Below are 17,882 nucleotides of genomic sequence, written 5' to 3' on the forward strand. Positions count from 1 at the left end.
TGAGGGCAGGAGGGCGTGGATGAACACCAGAAGCCTGCTCTGGGGCATGTTGCTGGCGGGTATCGGTCTCGGTGCAGCGCCCGGGGCGCTATGGGCGGCCGCGCCCGAGCTGCCGGAGGGGCTGGGTGCGCCAGCCAGTGATACCGCAGAACCGGCCCTGCCAGCGGGCCTCGGGGGTGAGACCGGAGCAGAACAGACCACCGACCGATCGGCTGCGGCGGCGCTGCCATTTCGTCTGCGCGGCTTCTGGGAGGCCCGCGGCGGAACCCGGCTGGGCGATGATCCTCACCAGCGCGATCTCTCCATCGCCGAAACCCGGTTGCAGCTCGAGGCGGAGAAGTATTTCAAGGGAGTAACGCTGCGCCTTACCGGCGATTTTCTCTATGACGACCTGGACGATGATCGGTCGGTGGACCTGGAATCGGGTGAGGGCGCCTTCGACCTGCGCGAGGCCAGCCTGGTGTTTTCGCCGAGCGCGGACACCGATGTCAAGCTGGGGCGCCAGATACTAACCTGGGGAACCGGCGACCTGGTGTTCATCAACGATCTGTTTCCCAAGGACTGGGTCTCGTTTTTTATCGGCCGCGATGTGGAGTACCTCAAGGCGCCCTCGGACGCGCTGAAGGTCTCGGCTTTTTCCAGCTGGGCCAATCTTGACCTTGTCTACACCCCCCGGTTTGACGCGGATCGCTTCATCGACGGCCGCCGTCTCTCTTTCTTCAACACAGGGCAAGGGCGGCTGACCGGGCGCAATGCGGTTGTACTGGCGGGCCGCCCGGCGGACGCGTTCGAAGACGACGAGTGGGCCGCCCGGCTGTACCGTAACCTTGGCGCCTACGAGGTCGCGCTCTACGGCTACGACGGCTTCTGGAAGAGCCCGGCCGGGGCTGATCCGGCCAGCGGTCGGGCCAGGTTTCCTCCGCTGTCGGTGCTCGGCGCCAGCCTGCGCGGGCCGGTGGGGCCCGGCATCGGCAACGTCGAGCTGGGCTATTACGATTCCCGCGCCGACCGCGATGGCGACGATCCCACGGTGCGCAACAGCGAGCTGCGCCTGCTGCTCGGCTATGAGCAGGAAATTGCCCGTAACCTGACCCTGGGCCTGCAATACTACCTTGAGCGCATGGGCGAGTTTGAGGCCTACCGGCGGGCCTTGCCCCCGGGTGCCCCGGTGCGGGACGAGAATCGCCACGTCCTCACCCAGCGGCTGACATGGCTGACACACAGCCAGAATCTGGAGTGGTCGTTGTTCCTGTTCTACTCGCCCTCGGACCGGGACGCGTACCTGCGCCCCCGGGTGGGCTATCAGGTTGATGACCATCTCTCTGTTGAAGCCGGCGGAAACCTGTTTTTCGGCGCCCAGGAGGAAACCTTCTTCGGTCAGTTTGAGGACAACAATAACCTGTATCTGGGGGTACGCTATGGGTTCTGAAAAGGTTAGATGTTGATATCGAAGGGCTGGCTACTGTAGGCCTTACTCGGTTTACCTAAAGAAAAGGAGATGTATATGTCTTACACAATGAATCGCGTAATTCAGAATGTGGATTTCGAGACCGTGGATGAGCGAACCCGTAAGGCCCTGGCCGATCAGGGATTCGGGGTTTTGACGGAGATAGACGTCAAGGCCACCATGAAAAAGAAACTGGACAAGGACATGCTCGCCTACCGAATTCTCGGTGCCTGCAATCCGGCCATGGCCTGGGAAGCGATTGGCGTGGAACCCCGGGTAGGCGCTATGTTGCCGTGCAATGTCATACTGCGCGAGACCCCGGAGGGCGTTGAAGTCAGTGCGGTTGATCCCGTGTTATCCATGACAGCGATCGAAAATGGGCAACTCAAGCATATTGCGGGTGAGGTGAGAGATAGGCTGTCGGAGATTATCAAGGCGGTATGACTCGACTCGCACCAAAGCACTCGCTGTGTCTTTAATCATTGCCGCACCGGGTGGCTGGGCCCCTGGTTCGGCATACCAGGCAAGTTGAGCCCCGATCTAAGTCGGCCCACGTCAAAGCCACTTGCGTAGCAACAGGCCAAGCGTGTCATACACGGCTTTTATGAAGCCGCGGTGTTTCCAGGCGATGCCAGTGATTTCACTGGCATCCTGCAAGTCAGTTACGAACTCGTTTCTTAACTGGCCATTCAAGGCTTCGTTTGTGGAAATCAGCGTCAGTTCATAGTTAATAAACAAACTTCTGTAGTCGAAGTTCGCGGTCCCTATGCTGCCCCAGACATCGTCAACGAGCAGCACTTTGGAATGCATTAGCCGGGGCGTGTACTCGAATATGCGAACGCCGTGTTCCAACAGTTCTCCGTAAATGGCGCGGGCCGCCCATTGTGCGGGGGTCGAGTCGGTCTTTTCGGTGGTCAGGATCCGCACATCGACTCCACGGCGGGCCGCGAGAGCAAGTTGTTTGCGTAATCCCCGGTCCGGTACGAAATAGGGCGTCGCCAGCCAGATTTTGTCGGATGCTCCAGCCAGTTGGTCTTTGATGGAGCACCGCAGCTGGATGCGGCAGGCGCGTGTGGTATTGGGAGTGATCCGGCTGTCACCGATGGTATGACTCTGTGGGCTCCAGTCAGGGTGACCGCACCAGAAGGCGTCAAACAGAGCGTCAGCCTCCGCCGCCAGAGGCCCCTCGAAGCACACATGCACGTCGCGCCAACGCTTTGGGCCGTAATAGCGCCTCGAGCCTTCGCGATGAATGTTGAAGCCGCCGAGGTACGCTGTTTTGCCGTCAATGACCAGCAGCTTGCGATGGTCGCGACGGTTGTAACGCATCGGTTGCCGCCAGCTCCAGCGGTGAAAGCGCTGTAGACGGACGCCGGCGGCCCTGAGCTGGCGCCGGTGCAGCCGCGTAAGGACGCCACTTGAGCCCAGCGCATCAACGTGAATTCGCACGTCGAGGCCGTGGCGGGACTGCTTCATCAGTTCATCGAGCAGTTCAGTCCCCACCTCGTCCGCCGCGAGGATATACGAAGCAAGAAAGATACGCTGGGTGGCAGCACGGACCGAGCGAATCATCTCCGCATAGAGTTCGTCTCCCTCACCGAACAGCCTGAACACACCCTTCACGGCCCCGCCCTCGGGTTCACAGGCGACGTCGCCGGGGTTGCCGTCCATATCTATAACCCCAAAGAGCCGATACCCAGGCTGTCGTTGGTGTCTCTGATCGACGTTTCCGCATCGGGTTCGGCCCCGGTCAGTGCGCGTATGGCATCGATGGTTTCCGGAACAACAATCGCCTGGTTGTCGACCATATAGGCATAAAACAGCTCATTGCCCTGCACTTTGAGCATGTCTTCCCAAAGCGCGACTTCATACAGGCTGTCGTGAGGTCGGCCAAGGTCGGCCATCAACTCCTTGACGCTGTTGATCGCGCTTAGCCCGTCGCTGTTCCGGAGGAAAACAATGCGGGAGGAGGTGCGGAACGCATCGAGCACTTCGTCCTTGCTCGCCTCACGTGTCAGTTGAACGGACCAGTAGTGCAGGTGGGCCAGTGTCTCCGGAACCTTGACCGCCATGGTTACCACATCCAGGTCCGGGTCGACACTTTGGGCATCCGGGCCCTGGTGACTGGGAATCTCCGGCTCTGGCACGACGGTATTCATGATCCCGCCCTGGTGGCTCTCCCAGGGATCGGTGGCCCGGCGCAGAAGGGTTCCCCGTGCCCGGTCCAGCAAGCCGTGGCGTTTGAGCGCTGACAGGGTACGAATGATCGACGTCGTGTTGCACGATACGACGCGCGTGCAGTCACGGCCGACAGCGCTGGCGTAGTTGGCCTCGGCAACGAATGAATGGCCCGTGCTTTGATGTTTCTCGCCGCCATGAACGATGAACCTGATACCGAGCCGCCGGTAGGTTTCGATGTTCTTGCTGGCCAGGTGTTTCGGTGTACAGTCCACCACGATGTCCGCGGCTTCAAGTAAGTCATCCAGTGTGCCGGAAACATCAAGCCCGGCTGCGCCCATGGCAACGGCGTGCTCTTCAGTCGCGCCGTACAGGGCATACCCTCTACTCAGCGCGGCCCTCACTCGCCAGTCCTGCGCGACATCAGCTACGCCAGCCACAGCCATGTCTTTTTGTACCGCAACGGCTTGCGCTACCCGTTTGCCGATAACGCCATAACCGTTGACCGCGACGCGAATAATTCTCTGACCGACCATCTTTTGTATCTCCAGCTTCTGAAAAGGGGCGAGCGAACTGTTATGTTGCTTAAGTGACCAGATTATAGACAAAGACTGAATTTCAGCTGAAAGTCCGGTTTGACGTGTACCTCAGGGCAATAGCTTTACCGAAAAGTTGATGGTGATCAAAAAAATGCAAAGCGCAGAAGTGCTTTTCAGGTTCAGTTCAGCCGGGTGTAGTGGAATGGGGTGCAGTAGAGGGCAACTACATTGCTTATGACCAGGTCGAACCTTGAGAGGCTCGAATGGTATGAAACCATCGAAAGGATGATCGGAAGATGTCTGCCAAAGAAAATAGTTCTGCTATCAAAGATAGTGCTGGGAAGGAGTCGGAGGGCCAGTATACCTGCCCGATGCATCCGGAGGTCATATCTGATGAGCCTGGGAATTGCCCGAAATGCGGGATGCACCTTGTGCCTCTGGAAAACAATAAAGTGAGTTCTCATTCAGATCACTCTCACCATTGTTCTGGAGATCATGAAAAACCGTCAGGCGACGATCGAACATATGACCGTGTACCACCCGGGTATTCGGGGGTGGTTTACACTTGTCCCATGCACCCTCAAGTCCGACAGACAAAGCCCGGGGCATGTCCTCTGTGCGGTATGGGACTGGAGCAGGAATCGGCCACCGCGGAAGATGAGGGGCCCAACCCGGAGTTGGTGGACTTTTCTCATCGGCTCTGGGTTGCCCTGGCATTTTCAGTGCCCTTGCTGATTTTGACCATGACTCCCTATATCGGTGTCATGGCGGTTCGCGACTTCTTCGGTGAGCGTTTGTCACTCTGGATTGAACTGGTGCTTGCTACTCCTGTAATCCTATGGTCCGGCTGGCCCTTCTTTGCTCGCGGTTACATCTCGTTTCGGACAATGAACCTGAATATGTTCAGCCTGATCGGCATGGGAGTTGGGGCGGCCTATATCTTCAGCATCGTAGCGGTCCTTGTGCCAGGGATCTTCCCGGAAGGCTTCCGGGATTCTGGAGGAAACGTCGGCGTTTATTTTGAGGCGGCAGCCGTTATCGTCACGCTGGTCCTGCTGGGCCAGGTGATGGAACTGAGGGCCCGTGAGGGCACCGGTAAAGCCATACGTGCGTTGCTGGATATGGCCGCCAAAACGGCGCGCCTGATCCGGCCCGATGGAACCGAAACAGAGGTTGCTCTGGAGGATGTGAAGGTCGGTGATCACCTGCGGGTGCGGCCTGGTGACAAGGTGCCGGTGGATGGTGTTGTTGTTGAAGGCCGGTCTTCCGTTGATGAATCTATGATTTCGGGGGAGCCGGTTCCGGTAGAGAAAGTGGAGGGAGACAAAGTAACCGGGGCCACCATCAACGGTACCGGAAGCCTTGTTATGGAGGCGACCCGGGTTGGCGCGGATACTACGCTCAGTCAAATCGTCGAGATGGTTGCCAATGCCCAGCGCAGCCGCGCGCCTATCCAGAAGTTTGCCGATATGGTGGCCGGCAAGTTCGTACCAGCGGTTATTGCCGTGGCGGCCCTGTCCTTTGTGGCGTGGGCCATCTGGGGGCCGGTACCAGCTTTGTCGTATGCGCTCGTGTCTGCGGTTGCGGTGCTTATCATCGCTTGCCCTTGCGCATTGGGGTTGGCTACGCCTATGTCGATCATGACGGCTACGGGGCGCGGTGCCCAGTTAGGTGTGCTGATTAAGAACGCCGAAGCGCTGGAGCGTTTTGCCAAGGTGGATACCCTGATTGTCGATAAAACCGGCACCCTGACAGAAGGCAAGCCAAAGCTGGTGGCCGTGCTGCCGGAATCGAATCATGACGAGACCGAAGTCCTGAGGCTGGCGGCCACGCTGGAGAAGGGGTCGGAGCACCCGCTTGCCGAAGCCATTGTTGCCGGTGCCGAGGCGCGCAACGTGACACTCGGCAAGGCCGACGACTTTGAAGCGGTCACGGGCAAAGGGGTTAAAGGGGTTGTTGATGGCAAGCCGGTGGCACTGGGCAATGCCAGGCTGCTGGAAGAACTGGGGCTGGACGGCGGCCATCTGATGGAGGTTGCCAATGCCAGGCGCGACGAGGGTGAAACGGTTATGTTTGTGGTGCTTGAGGGCGCCGTTGCGGGCCTTGTAAGCGTTGCCGACCCCGTCAAGGAAACAACGCCTGCCGCGCTGAGGGCGCTACATGCCGCGGGATTCCGCGTCATCATGGCAACGGGTGACAATGAGCGCACAGCTAAGGCAGTGGCGGGCAAACTCGGTATTGATGAGATTCGCGCCGACGTGCTGCCAGAAGATAAGGCCAGTATCATTCGCGAGCTTCAGAGCCAGGGACGCAAGGTGGCGATGGCAGGGGATGGGGTCAATGACGCGCCTGCCCTGGCCCAGGCCGATGTCGGTATTGCGATGGGAACCGGCGCGGATGTCGCCATTGAGAGTGCGGGCTTTACCCTGGTTAAGGGTAACCTCGACGGCATTGTCCGCGCCAGGCGGCTGTCCCAGGCGACGATGCGGAATATCAAGCAGAATCTGTTTTTTGCCCTGGTCTATAACGGCGCGGGTGTGCCAATAGCTGCGGGCGTACTCTACCCATTTTTTGGCATTCTGATAGGACCGATCTTTGCCGCTTTTGCAATGAGTGCGTCCTCGTTGTCAGTGGTGATGAACTCCCTGCGTTTGCGTCGAGAGAAAGTCTAGGCGCGAAACGACCATATCGATGACCTCAGCACAGGTAGCCCCATCCTGTGGCTACCTGTGCTGAGGTCGGAGTAAAAATGAGTTTGGCCAGGGAAAGCTAATGAAAATTGTGTTCTTTGAGGCAGAGAAGTGGGAGTGCGATATTTTGCAGCAGGCCTGCTGCAATCATGAGGTTGTTTTCACGGACGAGGAACTCGGAAGATAGGATTCGAACCTATGACCTTTGCCTCCGGAGGGCACCCTCAAAGGTAGGCAGCAACCGGTTTAAATCGGTGAAAAATCCCAAAGATCAAATGCCTAAAGCAAAAACCGCTAGCCTCCAAAACCCCGATATATCAGCATTTTAAGCCAATTAACACCTAAGTGTGGCACACATCTGTCAGGTAACTGATGTCCGGAAACAGGACATTTGATCGGTGCCCCCCAAGCACTCTGAATGGATATTTCGAGCCGATGTTGTCAGTTCGAGGAATGCAGAATTGTCAGGATTTTGGTGTCCGGAAACCGGACATCTTTTAAGGTCTGGGGAAGATTAGATCGTTGAATTAAATAAACAATAACATCCTTGTCATCTTGTTTCGATAAACCTTGTTGAGCACGATCCGCTCGGAGAAATGCTTCTGCGCGGCTTATCACTTTGCTCCACGATTTCTCGGTAAATGAGATCCCTGAGTTCAGAAACTGTGCATCTCCAATCAGATCAAGTGCTCGGAACGATGAGCTAATACAGTAGCTTGCTAGGTATTCAGCGGAAAGACCTTGCGTCCCGTTGCATGAAACAGTTCAAAGACGGAACTGTTTTATTTTCCGGTAGAGGGTTGCTCGGGTTATCCCTAATTCTCGCGCCGCAGCGCTAACATTATTGTTGTGATTTTCTAGCACTACTTGCACTACCTCACGTTCGGCATCTGCTAGCTTACCCCCTTCAGCAACACTCATCTCGTCAGGGGCAATTTGGGCGCTGATTTCCTCGGGTAGATGATCTACATCGATAATACCTTTGCTACAGAGTGCTCGCCCAAGATTCAATGCTTGCTGAAGCTCCCTGATATTTCCCTTCCAAGAATGACGCTTTAACAAGCTGCGGGCTTCCGATGTTAGTAACAATGGCGAATCAGAAGGTGACATTGATGCCAGAAGATGGTCGATCATTTCATCCATGTCTCCACGCTCCTGCAGAGCAGGCAGATATACCTTCAGGCCATTGATCCGGTAGTAGAGATCACTTCGAAAATCTCCATTTTTCATCAATTCATCAAGATCCCGATGGGTCGCACAGACCAGGGAAAAAGAGACCGAGCGAGGCTTCTCCTCTCCAAGCCGGGTCACCGTGCGTTCTTGTATGACTCGCAACAAGCGTGCTTGGAATTCCACTGGCATATCGCCTATCTCATCAAGGAAAAGCGTGCCCCCGCACGCCTCCTCAAACTTGCCCTTAGCACCACCGCGGCGAGCACCAGTGAAAGCCCCGTCGGCATAGCCGAACAACTCTGACTCAATCAATCCCGCCGGAATAGCGGAACAATTCACTGCGACGAATGGGCCTTTTGAAGAGGGTCCATTAGCGTGTAATGATCGCGCCAGGACTTCCTTGCCCGTACCGGTTTCTCCGTTGATCAAAACGGGAACCCCGAACTGAAATGCACGATGTGCCTTGTCAAAAAGAGGCTTTGTTGGTGCCCCCACATAAAATGACGGAACAGATTCCGACTTCTTTTCTAGGGGCAACACGTTAACGGCAACAGGCTTTCTACGGCGACTTTCGACTCTTAGATAGAGTTTTGATCCATTGTGGCAATCAACCTCAATAGGGCTCTTCTGTAATCCCTCCATCTCTGCAGCTCGACAGGAAAACAAGTCTTTGAAACAAACCCCGTCCTGATTCTGTTCCAGAGAGTCAAGATCCAACATTTGACGGGCCGAGGGATTTGCTCCCAATACCTCGCCATCCTCGCTGAAATGTATCAGGCCACGCATTGGTGAATCGGTAAGTTCTGGGCGATAGTGAAGCGCTACGACAAGTGCGCCGCACAAATCCCCAACCATTCGGTTTTCAACGGCTCGGCTTGTTAGCGCAACCGACTCAAGAATCCCGACTGGACGGCCATCGTAGGGTTTCGAAGCATTCAAGGCGCCAACCAATGCGCCTGCTGGATCAAAAATGGGCACAGCAACGCAAGAAAGATCACGTAGTGCATGCAAAAAATGCTCACTACCACAGACAACTGAGGGCCTTCGTTCGATTAATGCACATCCGGGAGCGTTAGTTCCGGCTACACCTTCCGAAAGATCAATGCCGGCATTTAGGGCGGCACCAAGCACTTTATAGTAAGGGCTATCATTACCAAAATACTTGATACTATGACCTTGTCGTTCCACGCATGCCAAAACCCAACCGGCAGAACCCAATGACCTAAACAACCGTTGCATTTCCGGCTCAGCATATCGCATGAGCCGCTGATGTTGTTCACGGATTTGAGATAGTTCACTTCGGCGCGCGGCGTCGTGTAAAACCTGATTACTGGGGGAAACGCCTTGAGTCCTGGAACGCGACCAAGAACGCAAAACTGCATCCCGCACCCACTGCGAGGGTACGTCCCGCCCTTCATCGAATAGTGCACGAGCTTGCTGAACCTGAGTGTTCAGATCAACGTCCTTTCTTTGCATAACCGTACCTATTACTGCGTATTGTTATTGTCCATCAGCACACACTGAGTGTATTGAAACGATCCAGTTTTTTCCAAAAATTTAAAAACTATCGTTCTTCTTGAGTTTATCTAATTGTTTTGTAGGTATTTTTTTGAAAAAAACAACCTGGCACGCAATCTGCTGATGCACATAGGCGATACCAACAAAACTAATAAGGAATCTGCACTATGTCATCTGTATTAAGCTACGACCAAAAAATGTTGCTCTCCTCTCGGCAGCGAAATAGGAGTATTGCTCCAGTTGCCTTAGCTGCATTGCTACTTTCTTCAGGCTCTGCACTGGCTATTGACGTAGATGCCGGAGACTACACCGCACTGCCCGCGGGCACTAACCTCGGACTGCTTTACTACCAATATGCCACTGCCGACGAGTTGTATGCAGACGGTGACAAAGCGCCGATTGATGCTGGACTAGACTCACAAATTGGAATTCTTCGTGGCATTCATTTCACCGAGATTGGCGGGTACACAGTCGATCCTCAATTCCTCCTTCCATTTGGCAAAGTTGAGGGAAAGGACGATACATCCGCGCTGGGAGATACCAGTGGTATCGGCGACCTCATACTTGCAGCCACGGTGTGGCTTGTTAACGAGCCTGAAAGTAATACCTATTTCGGTATTACTCCTTTCCTTTATGTTCCGGTAGGAAGTTACGATCGAAATGATCCATTGAATCTTGGCGAAAACCGATGGAAATATGCATTACAGGCCGGCTACATAACCGGTCTTACATCCAAAATCACGTTAGACTTGATCGGCGACGTGACTTTATATGGAAAAAATGATGAGCTCGGCGCTTCCAAAGCCACACTAGAACAAGACCCCTTATATCAGTTCCAAGGCTTTCTTCGGTATAACATAAACCCACAATGGGATCTTCGCACAGGCATTTCACATACATTTGGAGGAGAAACTCAGATAAACGATGTCAATCAAGACAATGAGTTAGCAACCACAAAAATGACGATAGGGACGGCATGGTTCGCCAATCCGGGGCTGCAGCTGATCGCGAATTATGGAAGAGATTTATCGGTAGAAAACGGATTTAAGGAGCAGCATCGACTCAACTTTCGTGTTTTAAAAGCTTTTTAAAATCAGAAAACAGTAATAAAAATGAAAGGACTTTAAAATGACGCTGATAAATAAGTACCCTAAAACCTGGCTCGTGAAGAAAGCATTATCTACATCATTGGTTTCTTGTTTAGTACTCGGAGCTAGTAATGTTAGCGCCGCTGATCAGGTTAACGAAAACTATATCATTGAAAATGCCAAAACAGGTAAAGACTGGCCCACCCATGGTTTCGATCACGCAGAAACCCGCTTTAGTCCTCTTTCAAAAATTTCATCTGATAACGTCGAAAACCTTGGGCTTGCTTGGTCCTATAACTTGGCGTCCATCCGTGGTGTCGAGGCTACGCCTATCGTTGTTGATGGCGTGATGTACGTCACTGCCTCTTGGAGCGTTGTACACGCACTCAATGCAAAAACCGGCGAGAAACTTTGGACTTACGATCCAGAAGTGCCAGGTGAAGCCGGTGCTTGGGGGTGTTGTGACGTTGTGAATCGTGGAGTAGCGCTTCATGAGGGCAACGTCTACGTTGCATCTTACGATGGCCGACTGATTGCTATTAATGCAAAAAATGGCAAAAAGGTCTGGGAAAAAAATACTCTGCCCGATAATGACATGAGTTACACGATAACCGGGGCACCTAGAGTAGTTAACGGCAACGTCATCATAGGAAATGGTGGCGCCGATCTTGGGGTTAGGGGTTACATTACTGCGTACGACGCCAAAACCGGTCAACAAAAATGGCGCTGGTATACCGTACCAGGAGACCCAAACGAGCCGTTTGAAAACGAAGCTATGGAGAGAGCCGCCAAAACCTGGGACCCGAGCGGGAAATACTGGGAAACTGGTGGCGGTGGTACAGTGTGGGACTCTATCGTTTTTGATCCGGACCTCAATCTCTTGTACATCGGTACAGGCAACGGATCTCCGTGGTCCCATAAAAAGCGTAGCCCAGAGGGGGGCGACAACCTTTACTTGGCTTCTATCGTAGCACTCAACCCGGATACTGGTGAGTATGTGTGGCATTACCAGGCTACACCTGGTGATAACTGGGACTATACCTCTACACAGGACATGATTCTTACCGATCTCATGATTGATGGTGAGATGCGAAAAGTTATCATGCAAGCTCCTAAAAACGGCTTCTTTTTTGTTCTCGACCGGACCGATGGAGAGTTCATCTCCGCCGAAAATTACGTCGACGTCAACTGGGCCGAAGGATACGACAGCGATGGTCGCCCCATTGAAGTTGCTGCCGCGCGAAACATGGATGAGCCTTTCGACATCATTCCAGGACCCTTCGGCGGGCATAATTGGCACTCAATGTCTTTTAACCCTCAAACAGGGCTAGCTTATTTCCCGTCTCAGCACATTCCCATCACGATGGTCGAAGACCCGACCTGGGAGGGCGTGGACAGCAATGAGCCCGGACAACCAATGAGTGGCGTTGGTTGGAATACAGCATTTAGGCTCAACGCAGCGCCACCCTCAAGCAAACCGTTTGGACGTCTAACTGCCTGGAATCCCGTTACTCAGAAGGAAGCTTGGCGCTATGAGCATGTCTCTCCATGGAACGGCGGCACTCTCTCAACGGCTGGCGATCTGGTGTTTCAAGGAACTGCAGATGCCCGATTTATGGCATTCAACGCACAAACAGGCCAGCCTCTCTGGGAATCCCCAATGGGTACCGGCGTTATCGCCGCACCGGTCACTTACGAAGTCGATGGCACTCAATACGTGTCCATTGCAGCGGGCTGGGGAGGAGTTTACGGGAAATCTCAGAGAGCTTCTGATCTGAAAACCGCCGGCACCGTTTATACATTTGCCCTGAACGGAGATGCCGAGATGCCTGAGTTCACCAAATACCAGCTGAACTCTCTTATATCGGGTGTTGAGTACAATCCGGAATTCGTCGAAGAAGGCACTGCTCTTTACGTCAGTAATTGCGTGTTTTGTCATGGTGTGCCCGGTGTAGACAAGGGCGGCAATATTCCAAATTTAGGTTATTCCCAAAAGTCAGTCATTGAAAACCTGGATGTTATGGTGTTTGAGGGCCCCCTGCTATCTAGTGGAATGCCTCATTTCACCGGAAAACTGAGCGAAATGGATGTCGAGAAAATAAAGGCATTCATCCAGGGAACTGCTGACGCTATTCGCCCCAAGACACAGTGAATTGAGGAAAAACAATGAATGACATGACACAACGAACGTCTAATTTAGACTCTAAAACGCAAGCGTTCCTGGCTCGTCAAACTCATCGTATGCTGATTGGCGGAGATTGGGTTGATGCTCTGGATGACAAACGCATTCAGGTAGAAAACCCGGCCGAAGAAACGATTATCGGAAGCATTCCATCAGCCCATTCGGATGATGTGCACAAAGCAGTGAGCTGTGCAAAGAATGCACTGAGCCAGGATGATTGGGGGCGGATGAGGCCCTCGGCCCGCCAAAATATGCTCTTGAAACTTGCTGATCTGATTGAAAGAGATGCCCGAACTATTGCGGAGTTAGAGGCTATCGACAATGGCAAGTCTGCTGCTGTGGCTCAGGCTGTTGACGTAGGCTTGGGGCTTGAATTTTTCCGCTATATGGCCGGATGGGCAACAAAAATTGAAGGATCTACGCTTGACGTGTCCATGCCCTTCCTACCTCCCGAAGCTGAATTTTCCGCATACACTCGTCGTGAACCAGTAGGCGTTGTTGCTGCAATTATACCGTGGAACTTTCCATTTCTGATGGCCTGCTGGAAGTTAGCTCCAGCACTCGCAGCAGGCTGCACGATCGTTCTAAAGCCTGCAGAGCAAACATCTCTCTCAGCACTTTACTTGGGTGAATTGATTGGAGAAGCAGGCTTTCCTGACGGGGTCGTAAATATCGTTACTGGCGATGGTCAGACCACTGGTTCGGCCTTAGTAAGTCATCCTGATGTGAATAAGATTAGCTTCACTGGGTCAACAGAAGTTGGTCAAATTATAGGCCGTGCTGCTATGGATAACATGGCCCGGGTAACTCTGGAGCTCGGCGGAAAATCGCCAATGATTGTGCTTGCGGATTGCGATCCGGAAAAAGCCGCGCAAGGCACAGCAGCAGCCATCTTTTTCAATCAGGGGCAAACATGTAGCGCCGGCTCACGGGTTTATATCCACCGAAGTATCTTTGATACGGTCGTTGACAGACTTGCGGAGTTAGCTGAAGCCATTCCCCTGGGATCAGGTTTAGACCCAGATGCACAAATGGGACCTCTTGTATCCCAAATACAGCTAGACAGGGTTTGCAGCTATATCGAGAAGGGCCGGCAGGAGGGGGCGCGATTGGTCACCGGAGGCGAAAGGGCTGACCGTAAAGGGTATTACGTGAAGCCTACCATCTTTGTCAGCGAAGATGACTCTATTGTCATCGCCAAAGAAGAGATTTTTGGCCCAGTGCTGGTAGCTATTCCGTTTGACAATGTTGACGACGCCGTGGACCGCGCCAATGACAGTCGATATGGCCTGGCGGCAAGCATCTGGTCAAATGACCTATCGCAAGTGCAAACCTTAATCCCGAAGTTGAAAGCAGGCACTGTTTGGGTGAATGGGCACAATATGCTTGACGCAAACATGCCATTCGGAGGCTATAAACTCTCCGGGGTTGGGCGTGATATGGGTAAGCAGTCACTTGACTCGTACCTTGAAACCAAGGCTGTTGTCATGGCCCTTTAGAGCCTGTGCTAAACCCCGGATCTTTTACGCCGGGGTTTAGCCCCCCATAGCCTCTCAACTTTATTAAAGTAGATATCCCTTTCCTCATAGAAGGGGCATGAGTATCTTCGAAGATCCATCTGGCTTTTTGGGGATGCAGCTGAGGTTAGTTAGTCCAATCGTGCCATGACGATGAGCGGAACACGGGACAGCCTATGTACAGTTTGGCGAGGAATAACTGATGCTAAAAGAAGCCGAAAACCTTAGACGATTGGAGAAATGCCAGGCTACGCAGCAGACGCTCGCAGTTCGTGACGTTGGGCGATCAGAAATCGAAGTGGCGCGATTACCCAAGGCTATGATCGCTGATCATCAGCCGCTATTTCGTGAGGCCCTACGAGACATTATTTTTAAAATTCATGATTGCGAACATATTTTCGAGGCATCTAGCTTGAAAGATGCCATTGAAATAATGAGTGCGCATGACAGCCTTGGTCTTTTTTTCCTCGATCTTGACATGCCGGAAATGCATGGGCTCGGAGGTCTGGATAGCTTAAATGAGATAGCACCTTCGCTACCCATCATAGTTATGTCAGCTAGAGTAAATAGGTATGTTGCTTCACAGGCGATCAGTCGCGGGGCCATGGGGTTCATAGCGAAATCCGCGTCACGAAATGAAATTGTCGACGCTATTCGACAGGTTTTGGGTGGCAAGATTTGTATTTGTGCTGGGTCTGGCGTATTCGAAAGCGGGATAGGTAGTGGAGCTGGTCGCCTGGGCTCGGAATCAGCGATTGATCCGGGCCAGTTTCAGCCCCTGACGAAGCGACAGCTGATCGTTTTAGAGAGAATGACGTTTGGTGAGTCCAACAAACAGATTGCCTATAAATTACACCTGGCCGAAACGACAGTTAAAGCTCATGTTTCGGCTGTCCTCCGTAAGCTTAATGTTCAGAACCGAGGGCAGGCGATCATTGCAGCGAGTTGTTTGGAGATAGTTTCTCAAATGCGCAAAGAGTGATTGTCAATAGCGTTAGTTTCGTCAGGACCCACGACCAGTTGATTCGCTGGAAACGCCTCGATAGCAAGGTAATGCTGGAACCTTGAGGTGGACCCCATCAGTTGGACAGCTTGAAGGTGCGGTTAAGCTCTGATCCAGTTTTATTCCCGGTTCAAGCTGCCAGGGTCATGGGTTGTTGGTAGTACACCTCATCCGGTGTTTGGTAATCAAGGGTCTGATGGTACCGGGTCTGATTGTAATGCCGGAAGTACCGGTGGAGCGCCTGCTTTAAGTGGTGTCCATCCTCGAAGGCTGTGAGGTAGACGCACTCGTGTTTGACGCTGCGCCAGAGCCGTTCCACGAAGATGTTGTCATGGTAGCAGCCCTTGCCGTCCATGCTGATCCGGATGCCATGCTCTTTGAGAGCGCTTGTGAAGGCCTCACTGGTGAACTGGACACCCTGATCGGTGTTGAAGATCTCCGGCGTTCCATGGCGCTGTAAGGCCTCCTCCAGGGCATCAATACAGAAGTCTGTGTCCATGGTATTGGAGACCCGCCAGGACAACACTTTGCGGCTGTACCAGTCGATGATGGCGACCAGGTACATGAAGCCCCGAGCCAGCGGAATATAGCTGATATCTGTTGCCCACACCTGGTTGGCGCGGTCGATTTTCAGCCCTTTGAGCAGGTACGGATACACCTTGTGCCCGTCGCCCGGAATGCTGGTTCTGGGGCGTGGATACACCGCCTGAATGCCCATGGTGCGCATCAGGCGCTGAACCCGCTTGCGGTTTATCCGGTGGCCTTTACGTTCCAGGTGGACACGCATCTTACGAGAGCCATAGTACGGCGTTTCCAAATGCTGCTGGTCAATCAGGTACATCAGATCCAGATCCTCCTGACACTGTTCACGAGGGACGTAGTACACCGACGAGCGGCTCAGTTTGAGCAGCTCGCACTGGCGCACAATGCTGACTTGGGGATGGCCATGCTCGATCATCGCCAACCGGCGTTGACGGCTTACTGATCGAGCTTGCGCGACAAAAAATCGCGTTCCACCGTCAGTCGACCGATCTCGCGGTAAAGCTCGTCAGAACTGGGCTCGTTGGACTGATTGCCGGACCTTTTTTTGCCTTCGAAGAGGTCCGGGGCATTCTCCAGCAGCTCGCGTTTCCAGGTGCTGACCATGGTCGGATGGATCTGAAACCGGGCAGCAATTTCAGATGTGGTCTGGTCACCCTTGAGGGCGGCCAGGGCGACTTTGGATTTGAATGATGCGCTGTATTGCTTGCGTTTCTTGCTCATGATTCTCCTCCTTGTGGAGATGATGAATCAGAGCTTAGGCACCTGTCCAAATTTCGGGGTCCACTTCACCTCCTCAAAAGAAGGCCCGCCGAGTTTTCTATGTTCGGCCCTGTTTTTGTCGTGATTGCTTATGGTGCAGTTTCAGCACCTGGATAAGTGTCTGCACTGAGCGGATAGATTAACTCCTCAAAGATCCCTAGCCTTTTTAAAGCTCCTCAGCTTTCTCTTGCACTATAAACTTCGCGACTTGCCTGGCGGTAAATATTCGCGTGACCCGGAATGCCTATGACGGCTGGATTTGCTCTCTTTCTTAAGCTAATTCCGCTCTACGTAACGGTTGCTCTAGGCTGGATCGCGGGCCGCTATCTGGAGGCCAACAGCCGAAACATAGCGGGCATCATGCTTTACATCGTGACTCCATCGGTCGTTTTTTCCGGTGTGATGGCCGCGCCGCTTTCAACAGAAGTTATCCTGTTGCCCTTTCTCATTTTTGCGATTGCATCTGTACTAGGTATTGTCCAGATGAAAGTAGCAAGTAAGTTTCTCAATGATGGCAGTGCCAACATCATCCCTTTGTGTGTCGGTTCAGGAAACAACGGATACTTTGGAGTGCCGGTAGCGCTACTACTTTTTGGACAAGAAGGGCTGGGGCTTTACATCATGTGCATGCTCGGAACAACGCTTTTCGAAAACTCGGTGGGTTTTTATCTCGCCGCACGAGGTCAGTTCGGAATTAAAGACGCCCTTTTCCGGGTTCTGAGGCTCCCAGCCGTGTATGCTTTTATTGCCGCTATGGCAATGAATCTTTCTGGGGTCGACATTCCAGAAATTTTCGTTCCGCTTTTCGATAATTTCAGAGGAGCTCACAGTGTTCTGGGCATGATGATTATCGGTATGAGCATCATCAGTTTCCGTGGATTGGCAGGCAACATTCGTTTTACGGCAATGGCCTTTTTTGGAAAGTTCATGATCTGGCCCTTGGTTGCGATTGCCTTCTGGTGGCTGGATGCAACATTCCTGGATATATACGACTCAGCTGCCCACAAAGCGATTTTCCTGATCTCAATCACGCCAATACCCGCGAATGCTGTTGTTATCGCCACCTTGATGGATGTGTCACCGAGCCAAGCAGCTGGAACGGTTCTACTGACTACAATTTTCGCCCTTGCTTTTATACCGATCATGATTTCTCTAGCATTCTGACCGCTTCGATTTTTAATTCCTCGCAGTATCCGCTCTCAGTTCATTGCCAGCACCTGCAGATTTGCGTTCGGCGCAACGCCA

At 53.1% G+C, this 17,882-nt stretch carries 12 protein-coding genes; 8 read left to right on the top strand and 4 right to left on the bottom strand.

The features are described 5' to 3' along the window. Positions 1 to 19 precede the first annotated feature (19 nt). A complete protein-coding gene (locus ACP86_RS11810) occupies positions 20 to 1,429 on the top strand; it encodes a hypothetical protein (protein WP_053114004.1) in 1,410 nt (469 codons plus the stop codon). Between the two features lie 75 nt (positions 1,430 to 1,504). Continuing rightward, a complete protein-coding gene (locus ACP86_RS11815) occupies positions 1,505 to 1,891 on the top strand; it encodes a DUF302 domain-containing protein (protein ID WP_053114006.1) in 387 nt (128 codons plus the stop codon). A gap of 111 nt (positions 1,892 to 2,002) precedes the next feature. On the opposite strand, the gene ACP86_RS11820 is transcribed toward ACP86_RS11815, so the two are convergent. Together ACP86_RS11820 and ACP86_RS11825 are read right to left on the bottom strand one after the other, a co-directional pair. Continuing rightward, positions 2,003 to 3,118 carry a phospholipase D-like domain-containing protein gene (locus ACP86_RS11820; protein ID WP_053114008.1) on the bottom strand — a complete coding sequence of 372 codons (1,116 nt, stop codon included), beginning with the start codon at positions 3,116 to 3,118 and terminating at the stop codon, positions 2,003 to 2,005. A 2-nt stretch (positions 3,119 to 3,120) separates the two neighbouring features. Further along, positions 3,121 to 4,161, bottom strand: coding sequence for a type II glyceraldehyde-3-phosphate dehydrogenase (locus tag ACP86_RS11825; RefSeq protein ID WP_053114010.1), 1,041 nt, complete (start codon positions 4,159 to 4,161; stop codon positions 3,121 to 3,123). Positions 4,162 to 4,535: 374 nt separating this feature from the next. Here ACP86_RS11825 and ACP86_RS11830 point away from each other — a divergent pair, with 374 nt between their 5' ends. Next, positions 4,536 to 6,836, top strand: a complete 2,301-nt coding sequence (locus ACP86_RS11830) for a copper-transporting P-type ATPase (RefSeq protein WP_227507884.1) — start codon at positions 4,536 to 4,538, stop codon at positions 6,834 to 6,836. A gap of 783 nt (positions 6,837 to 7,619) precedes the next feature. On the opposite strand, the gene ACP86_RS11835 is transcribed toward ACP86_RS11830, so the two are convergent. Then, positions 7,620 to 9,503, bottom strand: a complete 1,884-nt coding sequence (locus ACP86_RS11835; protein WP_053114013.1) for a sigma-54-dependent Fis family transcriptional regulator — start codon at positions 9,501 to 9,503, stop codon at positions 7,620 to 7,622. Positions 9,504 to 9,712: 209 nt separating this feature from the next. Here ACP86_RS11835 and ACP86_RS11840 point away from each other — a divergent pair, with 209 nt between their 5' ends. The 4 genes from ACP86_RS11840 (at position 9,713) to ACP86_RS11855 (ending at position 15,314) form a co-directional block, all read left to right on the top strand. Next, a complete protein-coding gene (locus ACP86_RS11840) occupies positions 9,713 to 10,636 on the top strand; it encodes a transporter (RefSeq protein ID WP_200905064.1) in 924 nt (307 codons plus the stop codon). A 37-nt stretch (positions 10,637 to 10,673) separates the two neighbouring features. Next, a complete protein-coding gene (locus ACP86_RS11845) occupies positions 10,674 to 12,785 on the top strand; it encodes a PQQ-dependent dehydrogenase, methanol/ethanol family (protein WP_053114015.1) in 2,112 nt (703 codons plus the stop codon). Positions 12,786 to 12,799: 14 nt separating this feature from the next. Next, positions 12,800 to 14,314 carry an aldehyde dehydrogenase family protein gene (locus ACP86_RS11850; RefSeq protein ID WP_094182512.1) on the top strand — a complete coding sequence of 505 codons (1,515 nt, stop codon included), beginning with the start codon at positions 12,800 to 12,802 and terminating at the stop codon, positions 14,312 to 14,314. A gap of 220 nt (positions 14,315 to 14,534) precedes the next feature. After that, the gene (locus ACP86_RS11855; protein WP_053114017.1) at positions 14,535 to 15,314 is read left to right on the top strand and encodes a response regulator; all 780 of its coding nucleotides are present in this window, start codon (positions 14,535 to 14,537) and stop codon (positions 15,312 to 15,314) included. Between the two features lie 151 nt (positions 15,315 to 15,465). Here the strand turns inward: ACP86_RS11855 and ACP86_RS11860 are convergent. Then, positions 15,466 to 16,598, bottom strand: a protein-coding gene (locus ACP86_RS11860) for an IS3 family transposase (RefSeq protein ID WP_144422721.1) whose coding sequence is annotated in 2 segments (ribosomal slippage) — positions 15,466 to 16,328 and positions 16,328 to 16,598 — 1,134 coding nt in all. Because the reading frame shifts where the segments join, the coding sequence is not laid out codon by codon here. Between the two features lie 285 nt (positions 16,599 to 16,883). Here ACP86_RS11860 and ACP86_RS11870 point away from each other — a divergent pair. After that, positions 16,884 to 17,801, top strand: coding sequence for an AEC family transporter (locus ACP86_RS11870; protein ID WP_053114024.1), 918 nt, complete (start codon positions 16,884 to 16,886; stop codon positions 17,799 to 17,801). Positions 17,802 to 17,882: the final 81 nt, after the last annotated feature.

It is taken from the genome of Marinobacter sp. CP1 (genome assembly GCF_001266795.1).
In the GTDB taxonomy this organism is placed as follows: Bacteria; Pseudomonadota; Gammaproteobacteria; order Pseudomonadales; family Oleiphilaceae; genus Marinobacter; species Marinobacter flavimaris.

Bases quoted from the DNA above. Each gene is read 5' to 3' on its own strand.
- ACP86_RS11810 (WP_053114004.1), top strand. From the start codon at position 20: ATGAACACCAGAAGCCTGCTCTGGGGCATGTTGCTGGCGGGTATCGGT.
- ACP86_RS11850 (WP_094182512.1), top strand. From the start codon at position 12,800: ATGAATGACATGACACAACGAACGTCTAATTTAGACTCTAAAACGCAA.
- ACP86_RS11870 (WP_053114024.1), top strand. From the start codon at position 16,884: ATGACGGCTGGATTTGCTCTCTTTCTTAAGCTAATTCCGCTCTACGTA.
- ACP86_RS11835 (WP_053114013.1), bottom strand. From the start codon at position 9,503: ATGCAAAGAAAGGACGTTGATCTGAACACTCAGGTTCAGCAAGCTCGT.
- ACP86_RS11840 (WP_200905064.1), top strand. From the start codon at position 9,713: ATGTCATCTGTATTAAGCTACGACCAAAAAATGTTGCTCTCCTCTCGG.
- ACP86_RS11815 (WP_053114006.1), top strand. From the start codon at position 1,505: ATGTCTTACACAATGAATCGCGTAATTCAGAATGTGGATTTCGAGACC.
- ACP86_RS11845 (WP_053114015.1), top strand. From the start codon at position 10,674: ATGACGCTGATAAATAAGTACCCTAAAACCTGGCTCGTGAAGAAAGCA.
- ACP86_RS11825 (WP_053114010.1), bottom strand. From the start codon at position 4,161: ATGGTCGGTCAGAGAATTATTCGCGTCGCGGTCAACGGTTATGGCGTT.
- ACP86_RS11830 (WP_227507884.1), top strand. From the start codon at position 4,536: ATGCATCCGGAGGTCATATCTGATGAGCCTGGGAATTGCCCGAAATGC.
- ACP86_RS11855 (WP_053114017.1), top strand. From the start codon at position 14,535: ATGCTAAAAGAAGCCGAAAACCTTAGACGATTGGAGAAATGCCAGGCT.
- ACP86_RS11820 (WP_053114008.1), bottom strand. From the start codon at position 3,118: ATGGACGGCAACCCCGGCGACGTCGCCTGTGAACCCGAGGGCGGGGCC.